Origin of the sequence: Neisseria sp. HMSC15G01 (genome assembly GCF_001808255.1) — a bacterium.
Lineage (GTDB): Bacteria > Pseudomonadota > Gammaproteobacteria > Burkholderiales > Neisseriaceae > Neisseria > Neisseria subflava_A.
Window position 1 is genome coordinate 83,419 of record NZ_KV792655.1, and the last position, 14,406, is coordinate 97,824.

At 49.7% G+C, this 14,406-nt stretch carries 16 protein-coding genes; 9 read left to right on the plus strand and 7 right to left on the minus strand.

Annotated features, from left to right (window positions below):
- Nucleotides 1-4: 4 nt before the first annotated feature.
- Nucleotides 5-283, minus strand: coding sequence for a hypothetical protein (locus HMPREF3139_RS01835; protein ID WP_003747149.1), 279 nt, complete (start codon nt 281-283; stop codon nt 5-7).
- A 102-nt stretch (nt 284-385) separates the two neighbouring features.
- Between HMPREF3139_RS01835 and nadE the strand changes: the two genes are divergently transcribed.
- Entirely contained in the window at nt 386-1,174 is a 789-nt protein-coding gene (nadE, locus tag HMPREF3139_RS01840; protein WP_070460019.1) for an NAD(+) synthase, read from the plus strand.
- Between the two features lie 68 nt (nt 1,175-1,242).
- Here the strand turns inward: nadE and HMPREF3139_RS01845 are convergent, their stop codons facing one another.
- Nucleotides 1,243-1,443 (minus strand): protein MIGRI, encoded by a 201-nt coding sequence (locus HMPREF3139_RS01845; protein ID WP_070460022.1) that lies wholly within the window; start codon nt 1,441-1,443, stop codon nt 1,243-1,245.
- Between the two features lie 116 nt (nt 1,444-1,559).
- Here HMPREF3139_RS01845 and HMPREF3139_RS01850 point away from each other — a divergent pair, with 116 nt between their 5' ends.
- Together HMPREF3139_RS01850 and metW are read left to right on the plus strand one after the other, a co-directional pair.
- Nucleotides 1,560-2,699: a homoserine O-succinyltransferase MetX gene (locus HMPREF3139_RS01850; protein ID WP_003747142.1), complete on the plus strand. Its 1,140-nt coding sequence runs from the start codon at nt 1,560-1,562 to the stop codon at nt 2,697-2,699.
- A complete protein-coding gene (metW, locus tag HMPREF3139_RS01855; RefSeq protein WP_049322294.1) occupies nt 2,696-3,277 on the plus strand; it encodes a methionine biosynthesis protein MetW in 582 nt (193 codons plus the stop codon). The genes HMPREF3139_RS01850 and metW overlap by 4 nt, the downstream gene beginning before the upstream one ends.
- 94 nt (nt 3,278-3,371) lie before the next feature.
- Here the strand turns inward: metW and HMPREF3139_RS01860 are convergent, their stop codons facing one another.
- Together HMPREF3139_RS01860 and HMPREF3139_RS01865 are read right to left on the minus strand one after the other, a co-directional pair.
- A complete protein-coding gene (locus HMPREF3139_RS01860) occupies nt 3,372-3,836 on the minus strand; it encodes a low molecular weight protein-tyrosine-phosphatase (RefSeq protein WP_070460025.1) in 465 nt (154 codons plus the stop codon).
- Between the two features lie 86 nt (nt 3,837-3,922).
- Nucleotides 3,923-5,023, minus strand: a complete 1,101-nt coding sequence (locus HMPREF3139_RS01865; RefSeq protein ID WP_070460028.1) for a conjugal transfer protein — start codon at nt 5,021-5,023, stop codon at nt 3,923-3,925.
- A 206-nt stretch (nt 5,024-5,229) separates the two neighbouring features.
- On the opposite strand from HMPREF3139_RS01865, the gene gloA reads away from it, so the two are divergent.
- On the plus strand, nt 5,230-5,643 hold the full coding sequence (gene gloA / locus HMPREF3139_RS01870) for a lactoylglutathione lyase (protein WP_003685011.1): 414 nt from the start codon (nt 5,230-5,232) through the stop codon (nt 5,641-5,643).
- A gap of 53 nt (nt 5,644-5,696) precedes the next feature.
- On the opposite strand, the gene HMPREF3139_RS01875 is transcribed toward gloA, so the two are convergent.
- Nucleotides 5,697-6,446 carry a lysophospholipid acyltransferase family protein gene (locus HMPREF3139_RS01875; RefSeq protein ID WP_070460031.1) on the minus strand — a complete coding sequence of 250 codons (750 nt, stop codon included), beginning with the start codon at nt 6,444-6,446 and terminating at the stop codon, nt 5,697-5,699.
- A gap of 56 nt (nt 6,447-6,502) precedes the next feature.
- Nucleotides 6,503-7,258: a GNAT family N-acetyltransferase gene (locus HMPREF3139_RS01880; RefSeq protein WP_070460034.1), complete on the minus strand. Its 756-nt coding sequence runs from the start codon at nt 7,256-7,258 to the stop codon at nt 6,503-6,505.
- Nucleotides 7,259-7,566: 308 nt separating this feature from the next.
- Between HMPREF3139_RS01880 and HMPREF3139_RS01885 the strand changes: the two genes are divergently transcribed.
- From HMPREF3139_RS01885 to HMPREF3139_RS01900, 4 genes are all read left to right on the plus strand, one after another.
- Complete coding sequence (locus tag HMPREF3139_RS01885; protein ID WP_070460037.1) at nt 7,567-8,898, plus strand: YadA-like family protein; 1,332 nt, start codon at nt 7,567-7,569, stop codon at nt 8,896-8,898.
- A gap of 93 nt (nt 8,899-8,991) precedes the next feature.
- A complete protein-coding gene (locus tag HMPREF3139_RS01890; RefSeq protein ID WP_070460039.1) occupies nt 8,992-9,924 on the plus strand; it encodes an AEC family transporter in 933 nt (310 codons plus the stop codon).
- A gap of 182 nt (nt 9,925-10,106) precedes the next feature.
- Nucleotides 10,107-10,580 carry an iron-sulfur cluster repair protein DnrN gene (gene dnrN, locus HMPREF3139_RS01895; protein WP_070460041.1) on the plus strand — a complete coding sequence of 158 codons (474 nt, stop codon included), beginning with the start codon at nt 10,107-10,109 and terminating at the stop codon, nt 10,578-10,580.
- Between the two features lie 161 nt (nt 10,581-10,741).
- A complete protein-coding gene (locus HMPREF3139_RS01900; protein WP_070460044.1) occupies nt 10,742-11,467 on the plus strand; it encodes a DUF8095 domain-containing protein in 726 nt (241 codons plus the stop codon).
- Nucleotides 11,468-11,508: 41 nt separating this feature from the next.
- Here the strand turns inward: HMPREF3139_RS01900 and HMPREF3139_RS01905 are convergent, their stop codons facing one another.
- Nucleotides 11,509-12,474: a tRNA dihydrouridine synthase gene (locus HMPREF3139_RS01905; protein ID WP_049333384.1), complete on the minus strand. Its 966-nt coding sequence runs from the start codon at nt 12,472-12,474 to the stop codon at nt 11,509-11,511.
- An 83-nt stretch (nt 12,475-12,557) separates the two neighbouring features.
- Between HMPREF3139_RS01905 and HMPREF3139_RS01910 the strand changes: the two genes are divergently transcribed.
- Nucleotides 12,558-14,132 (plus strand): glycosyltransferase family 2 protein, encoded by a 1,575-nt coding sequence (locus HMPREF3139_RS01910; protein WP_070460047.1) that lies wholly within the window; start codon nt 12,558-12,560, stop codon nt 14,130-14,132.
- Nucleotides 14,133-14,406: the final 274 nt, after the last annotated feature.

A 14,406-nucleotide genomic window follows, 5' to 3' on the forward strand; every position in this document is an offset into this window, starting at 1 on the left:
AACATCAGAATGCGCCGAAATAGTGGAACAAATAAACAATCAGCAAAACAATCGGGATAAACATCCATATGCTTTGCCGTTTCAATTCGGGCTCTTGTTTGAGGTGGTGTTTGATGACGTCAAAGAGGACGAATTTGAATAGGAACGTGGCTTCGCAGGCAAGGATGATGCCGTTGATGAGGTGTTGCGTTTTGTCTTCGGGCGGGTTGAGGGCAAACCACAAAAGGGTGGCAAGCGGAATCAGGCAGACGGCGAGCCAGCGCAAAAGAATGGGTTTGGACATGGTGTGTGTGCAAGAAATAAAAGAAGCATTATACCCTGTCGTCTTTCAGACAAGTGCAAATCAGGCTATCATTCGGTTTATTTGAAGCGAACATTTATCCCTATGCAAACCCAAGCCATCATCCGCCATATCGTTCAATGGCTCAAAGATTACGCCGAGCAGGCGCGTGCCAAAGGTTTTGTCGTCGGCGTATCCGGCGGCATCGATTCTGCCGTGGTTTCCACACTTGCCGCGCAAACCGGTTTGTCGGTTTTGTTGTTGGAAATGCCGATTCGTCAGAAATCCGACCAAGTCAACCGCGCACAAGGACACATGGGCCGTCTGAAACAGCGTTATCCTAACGTAAAAGCGCAAAGCGTTGATTTGACTCCGGCGTTCGATACGTTTGCCGATACCGTTGACGTCAGCGAAACCGAATTTCCCAACAAACAGCTGGCACTGGCCAATGCACGCAGCCGCCTTCGCATGACGACGCTTTATTATTACGGCCAGCTGCATGGTTTGCTGGTGGCGGGGACGGGCAACAAAATTGAAGATTTCGGCGTCGGTTTCTTCACCAAATACGGCGACGGCGGCGTGGACATCAGCCCGATTGCCGATTTGACCAAAACTCAAGTGTACGCGCTGGCAGCCGAGTTGGACGTATCGGAAGACATTCAAAAAGCCGTACCGACAGACGGCCTTTGGGATACCGAGCGTACCGATGAAGAGCAAATGGGCGCGTCTTATCCCGAACTGGAATGGGCGATGAGCGTGTACGAAAGCCACAAGCCTGAAGATTTTGAAGGCAGGCAGCGCGAAGTTTTGGCAATCTATACCCGATTGCACAAAGCCATGCAGCACAAAGTCAATCCGATTCCGGTTTGCAAGATTCCGGAAGAGTTGTTTTAAATTTGAACATCAAAAGGCCGTCTGAAAACGCTGGATTAAGGTTTTCAGACGGCCTTTTATATTTTATTTCAATAAGAATTGGGAATATGCTTGAAAAACAGCATTATCAGATACCAAAACAGCGTAGCCGCCGCCGCCCCCAGCAATACCCACGCGCTGATTTTGGCGATTTCCCGAATGGTGCGCTTTTGTTGGCGGCTGAACAGACGGTTCACAATCAATGCCGCGATGGCGCAAAAGAAAAAAAATCGCAAAAGCCTGCCTATCATTCCACATCCTCCCAAAAATATTGCCTCTAATTAGGGCAGGCCGTCTGAAGCCTCATGCACAAAACAAAAACGAAACGTTATAATACCCCTTTTGCCGCATCACTTGGAAATTACAAATGACAACAAATGCCTCAGTGGGCATTGTAACGCCCCGGAAAATTCCGTTTGACACACCGCTTGCTCTGGAAAACGGCAAAACCTTACCTCGTTTCGACCTGATGATTGAAACCTACGGCACGCTCAATGCCGACAAAAGCAATGCCGTCCTTATCTGCCACGCCTTATCAGGCAATCATCATGTTGCCGGCAAGCACAGTGCGGAGGATAAATACGCCGGTTGGTGGGACAATATGGTCGGCCCCGGCAAACCTATCGATACCGAACGCTTTTTTGTGGTCGGTTTGAACAACTTGGGCGGCTGCGACGGCAGCACCGGCCCTTTGTCCGAGAATCCTGAAACCGGCCGCGAATATGGTGCGGATTTTCCGGTTGTAACCGTCAAAGACTGGGTGAAGTCCCAAGCCATGCTTGCCGATTATCTCGGCATTCAAAAATGGGCGGCCGTTGTCGGCGGCAGCTTGGGCGGCATGCAGGCATTGCAATGGACGATTTCTTTGCCCGAACGCGTTGCCCACGCGCTCGTTATCGCTTCTGCGCCCAAACTTTCCACCCAAAACATCGCGTTTAACGATGTTGCCCGTCAGGCGATTTTGACCGATCCCGATTTCCACGAAGGTAATTACCGCAGCCATCATACCGTTCCTTCACGCGGTTTGCGTATCGCGCGCATGATGGGGCACATTACCTATCTTGCCGAAGACGGTTTGGGTAAAAAATTCGGCCGCATTTTAAAATCAGACGGCTATCAGTACGGCTACGGCGTTGAATTTGAAGTGGAATCTTATCTGCGCTATCAAGGCGACAAGTTTGTCGGCCGTTTTGATGCCAACACTTATCTGCTGATGACCAAGGCACTCGACTACTTCGACCCGGCCGCCGATTATGGCCACAACCTCACGCGAGCCGTGGAGAATGTGCAGGCCAAATTTTTTGTCGCGAGCTTTAGCACCGACTGGCGCTTCTCGCCGCAACGTTCGCATGAATTGGTCAAGGCATTAATCGCTGCGCAAAAATCCGTGCAGTACATCGAAGTCAAATCCAATCACGGCCACGATGCCTTCTTGATGGAAGACGAAGCCTATATCCGCGCGGTTACCGCTTACATGAACAACGTTTACAAGGACTGCCAACAATGAATCTGCGCGACGATTTGCAACTCATTTACGATTGGATACCCGAAGGCAGCCGCGTACTCGATTTAGGTTGCGGCGACGGCGAGCTACTGGCCGCGTTGGTAGCGCATAAAAACTGTGCCGGTTATGGCATTGAAATCGATACCGACAGCGTGATTGCCGCCATGACCCGCGGTGTAAACGTCATTCAGGCCGACTTGGAAGAGGGTTTGGCGGCATTTGGCGATCAAAGTTTTGATGTGATTGTCTTGAGCCAAACCATTCAAGCCATGCAGAACACGGAAAAAATCCTGCGCTGCCTGATGCGCGTGGCCAAACAGGCCATCGTCAGCTTCCCTAACTTCGGCTACTGGCGCAACCGCTTTCAAATCGCCGTCGGTGGCCATATGCCGGTTTCCGAGCGGATGCCGTATCATTGGTACGATACGCCCAATATCCATTGGTGTACCCTCAAAGATTTTGATTTACTGTGTGCCAAAAACAAAATCCGTGTGCTTGAGCGTGCGGTCATGACGGGCAACCGACAGGTCAAACATCTGCCGAATTTATTGGGCAGCCTGGCGTTTTACCGCGTGGGTTGATACGGCAATCAATAAAGGCCGTCTGAACAGGTCATCACGAAAGCATGGCTTTTGCAAATATCTGTTCAGACGGCCTTTTATTGTTCCAGCCGGTTTAAGCCTGTTTCAATTTTTCCAACAAGGCCAAACTGCCGGCATCGACCAGACGGTAGGTTTCGTCAAAGTCGCCTGTGTACCACGGATCAGGAACATGGTTGTAGCCTGAGTCGGGGATAAGGTCGGTCAGTTTGAAGATTTTGCCGGGGTGAAAACCGAGCTGTTTTTCAGTTTCTCTGAGGTTGTTGTCGTCCATCACGATGATGTAGTCGAAATGCTCGGCATCGCTGGGTTTGATTTTGCTGCTGGTAAAGCCTGACGGGTCGATGCCGTGTTGCTTGAGTGCGCGGCGCGTGCCTTCGTGCATGTCTTCTCCGTCGTGCCAACCTGATGTGCCTACGCTGGCAGTAATGACAGCATTGCCCATGCCTGCTTCGCGGGCGCGATGGCGCAGGACGTATTCGGCCATGGGGGAGCGGCAGATGTTGCCGAGGCAGACGAAAAGGATTTTGTGGGTTTTCATGTTTGTGAAAATGAGCGGTAAGGTTTGAAAATCAATGCAACACGCTAAACCGTTTTCAGACGGCCTTGGCGTGTTGCATTTTCAATTTAGTTTACATTGCTGAAGAAAGGATTATGGCCTTCTAGTTTCAACGCTTGGGCATAAGTAGGGATGTTCTCGTTTTCGCCCAATGGGTCGTGCAGCAGGTAGAGGTGCTCGATTCGGCATTCGGCCATCAGGTCGAGGAAGTTTTGCTGAACGATAGCGATATTGTCGGTTGATGCCAGCTCCCAAGTGAAGGTCTGCGGAACGATTTCAAACGCGCTGTCGGTCGCGTTGAAGCTGAACTGGAGTTTGCCGTCCGCTTTTGCAGCGGCAACAACGCCGACGCGCGGGCTTTGCATACGGATGGCGCGGATGGCGTTGGTGGCAAAAACGTCCATGGCCATGCGTTGGCGGGTGTGGCTGCCGTCGGTAAGCGCGTCAAGCGGCGTATTGGGCGAGAGCGGGTTAGTAAAGAGGGTAACGCCGTCGAGGGCGAGATGCTCTTGCCAAACCTGCATCAATGGCAGGCCTGCCTGTTGCAGGTTGAGTCCCAAAGCCGTCTGAATGTCTTTATTGCCGTAGCCCAGCGCGTAAACAACATGGACGGATTGACCTTCGGGCAGCGTCAATGGTTTGTATTCGAATTTTTGCAGGAATGCGCCTGCCGCTTCATCGTTTTGCTTGGCTTGGAACCATTCGCCCGGGGTAACGCTGCTCAAATCGGTAGATTGGACGAGGTAGGGCAGCCATTGCGTGTTTTGCGTGAGGGCGCGCAGATTAGGGTAGTTTTGCAGGCAGGCGAAGAGGGCTTCGGTAGGCAGCGTGAGCGGCAGGGTTTGTTCTTTTTTGCAACCGGCGACCAAAACGACAGGCAGGGCAAACCATTGGGCTTCGTTATCGTTTTCTGCCTTCAGGACTTCGCCCACGCTTTGAATCAGGCTGGTGTAAGTGCCGACATCGGGGGCCATGGTCATCGCCAATGAAAGGTTGATGTAATGGTTTTGGCTGAGCATGGTGCGGATTTCGGTTTGCAGTTGGCCGGCGGAAAGCTTGCGCGATGCGGAGGAGGAGTTGTGCGCCAGCTGATAGGCATTGAGAAGAAGGTAGTTTTTGATAGGGCTCTGCGGATAAGGGCGGGTATCTGGAAGAACAAAGGTTTTCATGACGGTTTGAAGTGTTGTGTTGTAAGTGTGGCGATTATAGCAATTTAGTCAGTCGGTGTGCTTGTTAATACATGAAATTCAAATGGCGATAGAGGATACGCTTCATTTCTACACGGTGTATGTATCGGCATTTTCTAAGATGAGGGGGGTAAATGCCCGATGTGTTATAATCCATGACCAAACATAATTTAGAAAGGAACAAAATCATGCGCTTGCTTCATACTATGCTGCGTGTCGGCAATCTCGAACGCTCTTTGGATTTCTATCAAAACGTATTGAATATGCAACTGCTGCGCCGCCGCGATTATCCTGAAGGCCGTTTTACTTTGGCTTTTGTTGGTTATGGCGATGAAGCGGACCATACTGTTTTGGAACTGACCCACAACTGGGATACCGAGTCTTACGACTTGGGCGATGCTTACGGCCATATCGCGATTGAAGTCGATGATGCTTATGCGGCGTGTGAACGTGTCAAAGAGATGGGCGGCAAAGTGGTACGCGAAGCCGGTCCGATGAAACACGGCACGACTGTGATTGCGTTTGTTGAAGATCCGGACGGCTACAAAATTGAATTTATTCAAAAGAAAAGCGGTAGCGATTCAGTGCAATATTCATCTTAAGACATAAGATAATGGAAAAGGCCGTCTGAACATTCAGACGGCCTTTTGTTTGATCAGCCCAACTGTTTTTGCTTTTCGCTCAACAGGGCGTGTACTTGAAGCGCGGTAGCGTAGCGGTCTTCTCCCGCTTCAATCGGGTCGAGGAAATGCAGCTCAACCGTACTGGAAGGCTGGCTGATGACCATGCAGATGGATTGCCAGAGGCTGATGTCGCCGTAGTAGGCAGTATGCGGATTGGGGCTGCTGCCGTCCGGATTCGGATAGCGGCAGAGTGCCGGAATAATTGGTACACCTGCATCATAGGCCGTCTGAAAAAAGCTGGGTTTGAACGGCAGGATTTCACGGCCTTCGGTACTGGTTCCTTCGGGGAAAATGGTAACGGTATCGCCGTTTTTCAGCGCTTCGGTTACGCCGGCGATTTTGGCAGAATTACCTTTGATGCCGCGGTTGCGCGAGACATAAACCGTTTGCGCCTGTGTGGCGAGATAACCGACCACAGGCCATTTGGCCACATCGTCTTTAGCCACAAAACGGCCGGGGAATGCGCCGTTAACCGCCATAATGTCCAACCATGAAATATGGTTACTGATAAGCATCTGGCCGCGGCCTTCTTGCGGCGGCGTGCCGAAAGTTTGCAGTTTCATGCCGCAGGAAGCGAGCACGCGCAGCGACCATAATTGGATTGCGCGCAGTTTGCGTTTGCTGCTGTAAAAGGGAAACAGAAAAAACATTTCGGCCATGCCGTACAAAAGGCAGCCGGCAATACAGAAAAGACGGAAGATAAAACGGATTTTGGCGGTCATTGTGTGTGTTTTTATAAAGATTAGGTAGGCCGTCTGAAGTTTCAGACGGCCTTTTATTATGAATCGGTTTTAGGGGCAAAACGCTGCAAGTAGCGGTCGGAAAGGTGGTTGATGTCCATCATGATCAGCACATCCGCGCAGTTGAATGCTTCATCGACGCAAGGCTCGCCGCAGAACCACGCGCCTGCTTTGAGATAGCCTTTGATCAGGGCGGGTACAGGCGGATTTTCAGACGGCGTGATGCTGTCCCATTTGAGCGGGTTGAGCGGTTTGACACACCATTGTGCCGGAGCAAGGTATTTGTCTTTCAAAGCATGATACAGGCCGGCCGCATCGTTGCCGCCGTCACGCATTTCGATACTGCCGCAACCAATCATAAAGCGCAGGTTTTCGTCTTTCATGAATTTGACCAAACCGGTCCACAACAGCATGACCAAGCCGCCGTTGCGGTAGTCCGGGTGGGTACAGGCGCGGCCGAGTTCTACGGTTTGCGGCAGAATGTCTTTCAAAGGCTCAAGGTCGAATTCATGCTCGCTGTACCAGCCGCCGACTTTTTTTGCGGTTTCTTCTGTAATCAGGCGGTAGCAGCCGATAACTTCGCCAGTTGCATCGTCAAACGCGAGCAGGTGGTGGCAATGTTCATCATAAGGATCGACATCGCGGCCGTCATCGCTTTCGATTTCCGCCCCCAGTTCTTGGGCAAAAACCTGATAGCGCAATCTTTGGGCGGCTTCGATTTCAGCTTGGGTTTCTGCAAGGCGTACGCTCAGGCCGATTTTGGGGCCCGTTTGATTGAAACGGCTGGGGGACATGATGTTTCCTGTTTGAAGAAAATGGCTGATTATAGCGGATATACGGGCAGATTTATATTGATTTGCTTTGCGGCAGGGCAAATTATATCGGGTTGTTGGAAAAAGGCTTCAGGCCGTCTGAAACTGATGGTTGTTTAGAAAGATGGCCAGGAACATTTGCCAGGATGTTTGAAATTTATGACACAAATCAAAATATTTATCCAAACTATTTAATATAAGAATAAAAATATATACAATATAACTAGTTCAAAAGTATTAATTTGATTGAACGAGATATTTTTAATATTTAAAAAATGGAGAATATAAAGATGAAACTGAATGTATCGCTCAGTCCTTTGTGTTTGGCTTTAGCGCTTTTTTTCGGTACTGCGTATGCGGACGGAGGTATTGTTGCTGGAACCATGCACAAGACGGGTTCTTTGGCTGTCGGTAAGGAATCCGTATCGGGCGAAAATGCCGCTGCAGTTGGCGACAAGGCTAAAGCAAATGGCTATAAGGCGATGGCTTTGGGTTATGATTCTGCCGCTTCCGGTTTGAGCGCAACTGCTTTGGGTGGCGAATCCAAAGCGGAGGCATTGCGGTCGGTGGCGGTTGGCTTTCGGGCCCATGCCAAGGGAACAAATGATGTAGCAGTCGGTGGCGCAGCGGCTGCTTCTGGCGGTCAATCCGTTGCAGTCGGTCTGCTGTCCAAGGCTTCGGCTTTGCGTGCCGTTGCGGTAGGTAATGGCGCTCAGGCAAGTAATATTGATGCAGTAGCTATCGGCAGAGATAGTGAGGCGGATGCGCTCAGCGCGACGGCCTTAGGTGATCGAGCTAAAGCACGTGGAACTCAATCACTTGCGCTGGCATCGGCTGCTGAAGCAGAAGGTTATCAAGCAGTGGCGGTTGGTACGCGTGCGGTATCGAATGCCGTAAACAGTGTAGCTTTGGGTGTCGAGTCTTCCGCTACAGCCTTGAACGGTCTGGCTGTCGGCACCAGCTCCAGTGTGCGTAAAGAAGGTGGTACGGCAGTCGGCGGCGGTGCATCGGCTTTGGAAGAGAAATCTTTGGCACTCGGTTTCCAAGCCAAAGGTAAAGCCGAGAAAGGGGTGGCTCTGGGTGCGCAAAGCATCGCAGATTTGGCTGCAGGTCAGGCAGGCTATGATTTTGCGACACAGTCGGCAAGTCAATCTGAAGACAAGACATGGAAATCGACATTGGGCGCGGTTTCAGTTGGCAATGAAAAGGACAGCCGTCAAATTACCCATGTGGCTGCCGGTACTCAGGATACGGATGCGGTAAATGTGGCTCAGGTTAAAAGGCTTGCGGAAAGATGGCAGGCCGATAGTCAGCAAAAAGAGTCGGCGGTGGCTGCTCAAATCAATCAGATACGAGCTGAAACACGCGTAGAAATGAAAAAACTGGAAGACCGTGCGGATGCCGGCTCTGCCGCTGCGATTGCGGTGGGTAATCTGGGACAGGCTTACCAGCCGGGACAGGGTGCGGTATCCATTGGCAGCGGCGTTTGGCGCGGAAAGGCCGGTTTTGCTGTCGGAGTATCGAAAGTATCCGCCAGCGGCAAATGGCTGGTGAAAGGTTCTGCTGTCGGCGCATCTAAGGGTGGTGCAGGCGGTGGAGCCAGCGTAACCTATCTGTGGTAGAAAATTTCAGATAGTCTTGAATGTTGAGGCCGTCTGAATTTGGCATGCGAAGCGGTAGAAGCGTAAAATCAACGTTTTTGCCGCTTTTTTATCATGGAAACCTCTTTCCTGCTTGCCGGAAAAATTACCGAGCTGACGCTGATTGTTTTGATGGGCGTGGCCTTGGTAAAAGCCGGGCTGTTGAAATCGGAAAACAGCTACACGCTCTCCGTTATCGCGCTTTACCTGATCAGCCCGTCCGTCATGATTCATGCCTTTCAGATGGACAATACGCCGCAGATTATCGAAGGGCTGAAGCTTTCCGTCATGCTGGCGGTGTTTTTCCATGTGGTGTTGATTGTTTTGGGCAGGGTGTTTAAACACTTGTTCAAACTCGATGGGCTCGAACACGCGGCGACGGTGTACAGTAATTCGGGCAACTTGATTATCCCTTTGGTGATGTCGGTATTTGGTGCGGAATGGGTGATTTATACCACTGGTTTTATCTTGGTGCAGACGTTTTTGTTTTGGACGCATCTGCGCCTGTTGATTTGCGGCCGAGGCAATGTGGCTTGGAAAACCATTTTTACCAATATCAACATCTTATCCATGTTGGTCGGGCTGCTAATGTTTACCTTTCAAATCAAGCTGCCGCATATTGTCGATAATACTTTGGCGACGGTGGGCGGCATGATTGGCCCGGTTGCCATGTTGGTGGCGGGCATGCTTTTGGCTTCTCTGCCGTTACGCTCGATTATGTGGACGCCGAGGCTTTATCTCGTTGCTTTTTTAAGGCTGATTTTGATTCCGGTATTATTGCTTTTCGCCGTTAAAGCCTGCGGTTTTGCCCATCATGATGCGCATGCGGATACGGTTGTTTTAATCAGCTTTTTGGCAACGACTTCGCCTGCCGCAGCGACGGTTACCCAAATGGCGGTTGTTTACGGCAAAAATGCCCAAAAAGCCAGCGCGATTTATGGGTTGACGACCTTGCTTTGTGTGGTAACCATGCCGGTAATGATTGCGTTATATCGTTGGATTATTTAAGAAAAGGGCAGGCCGTCTGAAACTTTGACTTTATGTTTCAGATGGCCTGTTTGGTATTTTAATTTTGAAAATAACTTTTATTATCAATTAATTAAGCAATTAAAAAACTATACAAAGCCGTTTGCAGCGTGTATCCTTATGTCTAACATTCATCCAATATCAATCTTTAAAGGAACACAGCCATGACCGACTTTACCCTTTGGGAAACCGCACCTTTCAATTCCACCATTGACCATATTTTGCAGCGTTACCACAATGTCCACCGCGCCCAGTTTGAAGAGTTGGTTCCGCTGGCGCAAAAAGTGGCGCAGGTTCATGCTGATACTTTCCCTGCCGAAGTTCCTGATTTGTTGGCCTATATGCAAAACGAGCTGTTGATGCACATGATGAAAGAGGAGCGCATGTTGTTCCCGATGATTAATCAGGGCGTGGGTCGCGGCGCGGCAATGCCCATCAGCGTGATGATGCACGAGCATGAAGAACACGACCAAGCCATCGCGCGTCTGGAAGAATTGACCAATAATTTTGAACTTCCCGAAGGCGCTTGCGGCAGCTGGACCCGTTTGTATACTTTGGCCAAAGAGATGGTGGATGATTTGAAAGACCATATCCATTTGGAAAATGAGATTTTGTTCCACCGCGTTTTGGCTTCTTAAAATTTGAGCTTAATCAAGGCCGTCTGAATGTTCAGACGGCCTGTTCTTTAATCCCTTGCTAAGTTAGTGCAATAGTTCTAAAATTTTAATAAAGAAAGAAACAAAATTAGGCAGTAAAGGCACACATCCGTTCTTTTGTTTACTTGAGAAGGAGTTTATGAATGAAACATTCTAAAGTTTTACTATCGGGTATTCTGTTTGCTGCTGTGACTGCATGCGCCCAAACGACGGACGGAGACTGGAGCGCCCTGCAGGATGCGAAAACAGGCGTGCAGTCGCGGCCTTATTATGAATTTGGCAATGTACTTCAGAAGATTTCTTTTAAGAAAACCGGTAATCCGGAAAATGGTCTGAAAAAGCCTGTCTTGACAGTGTATCGTCAGGGCAAGCTGTTGGGCGAAGCATATAATTTGGAAGCATCTTATGGCAGCCCCTTGTTGCCAACCCTGTTTTTGGTAAACGGCAAGTCATTAAATATTAATGACGACAATGATAGAAAACTGTTGGCTACTGCTAAGAGAGTCGATTTTTACGATTTCGGACGTAGTCGGATCGGCCATGCAGTCTTTACCGCGCCTAACGGCATCTGTCAGGATATGAAACACGGCAAAGGCGTTTCCTACAAGCTGGTTACCAACTATGTTAATTTTCCGGATTATCCTTCGCCTGAAAATATCTTGATTATTACTGCGCAAGGCAAATATGAGCAAGACGGTTTTATATTGGATTCCACTGAGTCAAGGGTGACCAGTGCCAATAAAGAGTTTGCCAGAAAATATGGTGAAGCCCTGAAATCCAAGAATGGCCCTGAGACCAGACAGGTGAATATGGCTAATGCAGCCAGTGCAGAAAAAGGCAGACTGTTGGCTGATTATATCTGTCAGTAATCATATTAAAGGCCGTCTGAAATTCAGACGGCCTTTTTGAATCATGAATGCATCTCTTGTTCAAATGACAGCAGAATCTGTTTTACTTCATCCGCTTCTTTAACGGCGCGGATACGGTCAAACAATACCTGCGCCTGTTCAAACTCTTTTTTCATCATGCCCAGCCACTGTTTCAAGCGGGCAACCGGATATTTGTTGTTGGCTTCTTTGGCAAGGCATAAGTCGAAGAATTGGACTATCCATGAGGAGACTTCGGCAAAGTCGGTATCTTTGACTGTTTCGCCGTTTTCATATTGCTTGATTTGCCGCGCCAAGTCGGGACGGATAACTGCGCCGCGCCCGAGCATCACGCTGTCGCATCCGCTGACGGTTTTAATGTCGAGATAGTCTTGAAGGCTGAATACATCGCCGTTGGCAGTAACGGGAATACTGACTGCATCGCGGATTTTGCGCACCCATTCCCAATGTGCCGGCGGTTCGTAGCCTTCGACTTTGGTGCGCGCATGGACGGTTAATGCACATGCGCCGCCGTTTTCAATCGCGGAAGCACATTCCAATGCCAGACTTTTATCTTCATAACCGAGCCGCATCTTGGCAGTCAGCGGAATGTGTTGCGGAAGGCGTTGGCGCAGGGTGTGGACGATGTGGTAAATCAAGTCGGGCTCTTTGAGCAAGACCGCGCCGCCTTTGTGTTTGTTGACCGTCGGTGCGGGGCAGCCGAAGTTGAGGTCGATTTTGTCCGCCCCGAAACGCACGGCTTCTAAAGCATTGACGGCCATGTTTTCCGCATCGCTGCCCAAAAGTTGGACAGTACAGGGCGTGCCGGCCGGCGTGCGGTTGGCATGGGCGATTTCGGGAACATATTTAAGCCAAGTGGCGCGTGAGTGGACCGTGTGCGTAATGCGGACAAATTCGCTGACGCATTCGTCAAATCCGCCAATGCGCGTCAACAGGTCGCGCATCACATCGTCCACCAGCCCCTGCATGGGGGCAAGAATAAGCTGCATGAGTCAGGCCGTCTGAAAAAAGGAGGACATATTGTAGCGGTATATCGGTTAAAATACAGCTTCCTTTTTCAGACGGCCTTTTTATGATGCACACAATTCCGGCAACCGCCGCCATGTTGGTAAAAAATTCAGAACGTTATCTTTCAGAAGTTTTGAGTGCGTTGAAAGACTTTGACGAAGTCCTGCTGTTGGACAACGGCTCGACCGACCGTACTTTTGAAATTGCTAAGGGCTTTCCCAATGTCAGCTATTACAAGCATGACTTTATCGGGTTTGGCCCGATGAAAAATCTGGCGGCCAGACTGGCGCAAAACGATTGGATTTTCAGCATAGACAGTGATGAAGTGGCGGATGAGACTTTAATCGAATCGATTCGTGCGGCCGTTTTGGAAAATGAGAAGGAACATATCTTTTCGCTTTCCCGCCTGAACCATTACCACGGCAGACTGATTAAAGGCTGCGGCTGGTATCCGGATATTATTCCGCGCCTTTATCATCGCAGATTTACCCGTTTTTCTGACCGTCAGGTGCATGAGTCTTTGGTGTTGCCGCAGGAAGCCAAGGTTAAACAACTTGATGGCCGTCTGAAACATTATTCTTTTGAAAACGCCGAAGGGCTGATTCAGAAAATGCAGCAGTACAGTTCGCTGTATGCGGAAGAAAACCGCTTTAAGAAAGACAGCTCGCCGTTTAAGGCTTTGCTGCATGGCGGCGTATCGTTTGTGAAAAATTACCTGCTCAAGCGCGGTTTTGCCTATGGGGCGGACGGGCTGACGATTTCGGTGTCCAACGCGCAAGGTTCGTATTACAAATATGTCAAACTCTACGAGCGCAACCGCACGATAACCGTCTCCCTCATCATCACCACTTACAACCGCCCCGATGCTTTGGAGCTGGTGTTGAAATCGGCTTTATCGCAAACCCATCTGCCGGATGAGATTATTGTCGCGGATGACGGCTCAAGGCAGGAAACTGCCGAAGTGGTTGATTTTATCCGCCGTAGGACAAGCATTCCTGTTAAACATTCATGGCAGCCGGATAGAGGCTTTCGTGCCGCCGAATCGCGCAACCGTGCGCTGGCGCAGGCGAAAAGCGATTATATTGTGTTGATTGACGGCGATATGGTTTTGGATCCGTCTTTTATCGCCGATCATTTGAAGATTGCCCGCAAAGGCCGTCTGATACAGGGTTCCCGCGTGATTTTGACTGAGGATAAAACGCAGGATATTTTGGACGAAGGCGATTTACCTGCCTTGTCTATGTTCAGCTCGGGGATAGAAAAACGGCTTTCCGCCTTGCGCTGCTGTTGTTTGGCCAAATTGGCAGGCCGAAAAGGCAACCGCAAACACAAAGGCATCAAAACTTGCAATATGGGCTTTTTCCGCAGCGATGCGCTTGCCGTCAACGGGTTTGACAATAGCTTTGTCGGTTGGGGCAGGGAAGACAGCGAATTTGTCGCCCGTTGCTATCATAATGGTATGAAACGCCATAATTTGAAATTTGCCGGCATTGCGTACCACCTCTGGCACAATGAGGCAGAACGCGATTCTTTGCCGCAAAACGATGCCTTGTTGGAGGCAACCTTGTCGGAACGCAAAATCCGCTGTGTTCATGGCGTATCGGATTTTATAAAAGATGAAGAAGTAGCCGGGAAATAGCCTTATCATCTTTTTAAACCATAGAGGCCGTCTGAAAAAATCAGACGGCCTTTTTTGTGCTTTTAATGAGTCTGAGACCTTTGCAAAATTCCTTTCCCCCAACAGCCGAAACCTAAACACAGGTTTTCGGCTGTTTTTGTTTCAAATATCCACTGATTTTACCCAAATATCCCCTTAATTCCCCTTGGATACCTGATTAATCAGGCATCCGGGCCGCCTTTTAAGCAACAACAGGCACATTTAGCCTGTTAGCCGCTTTCAACAGGTTCAAACA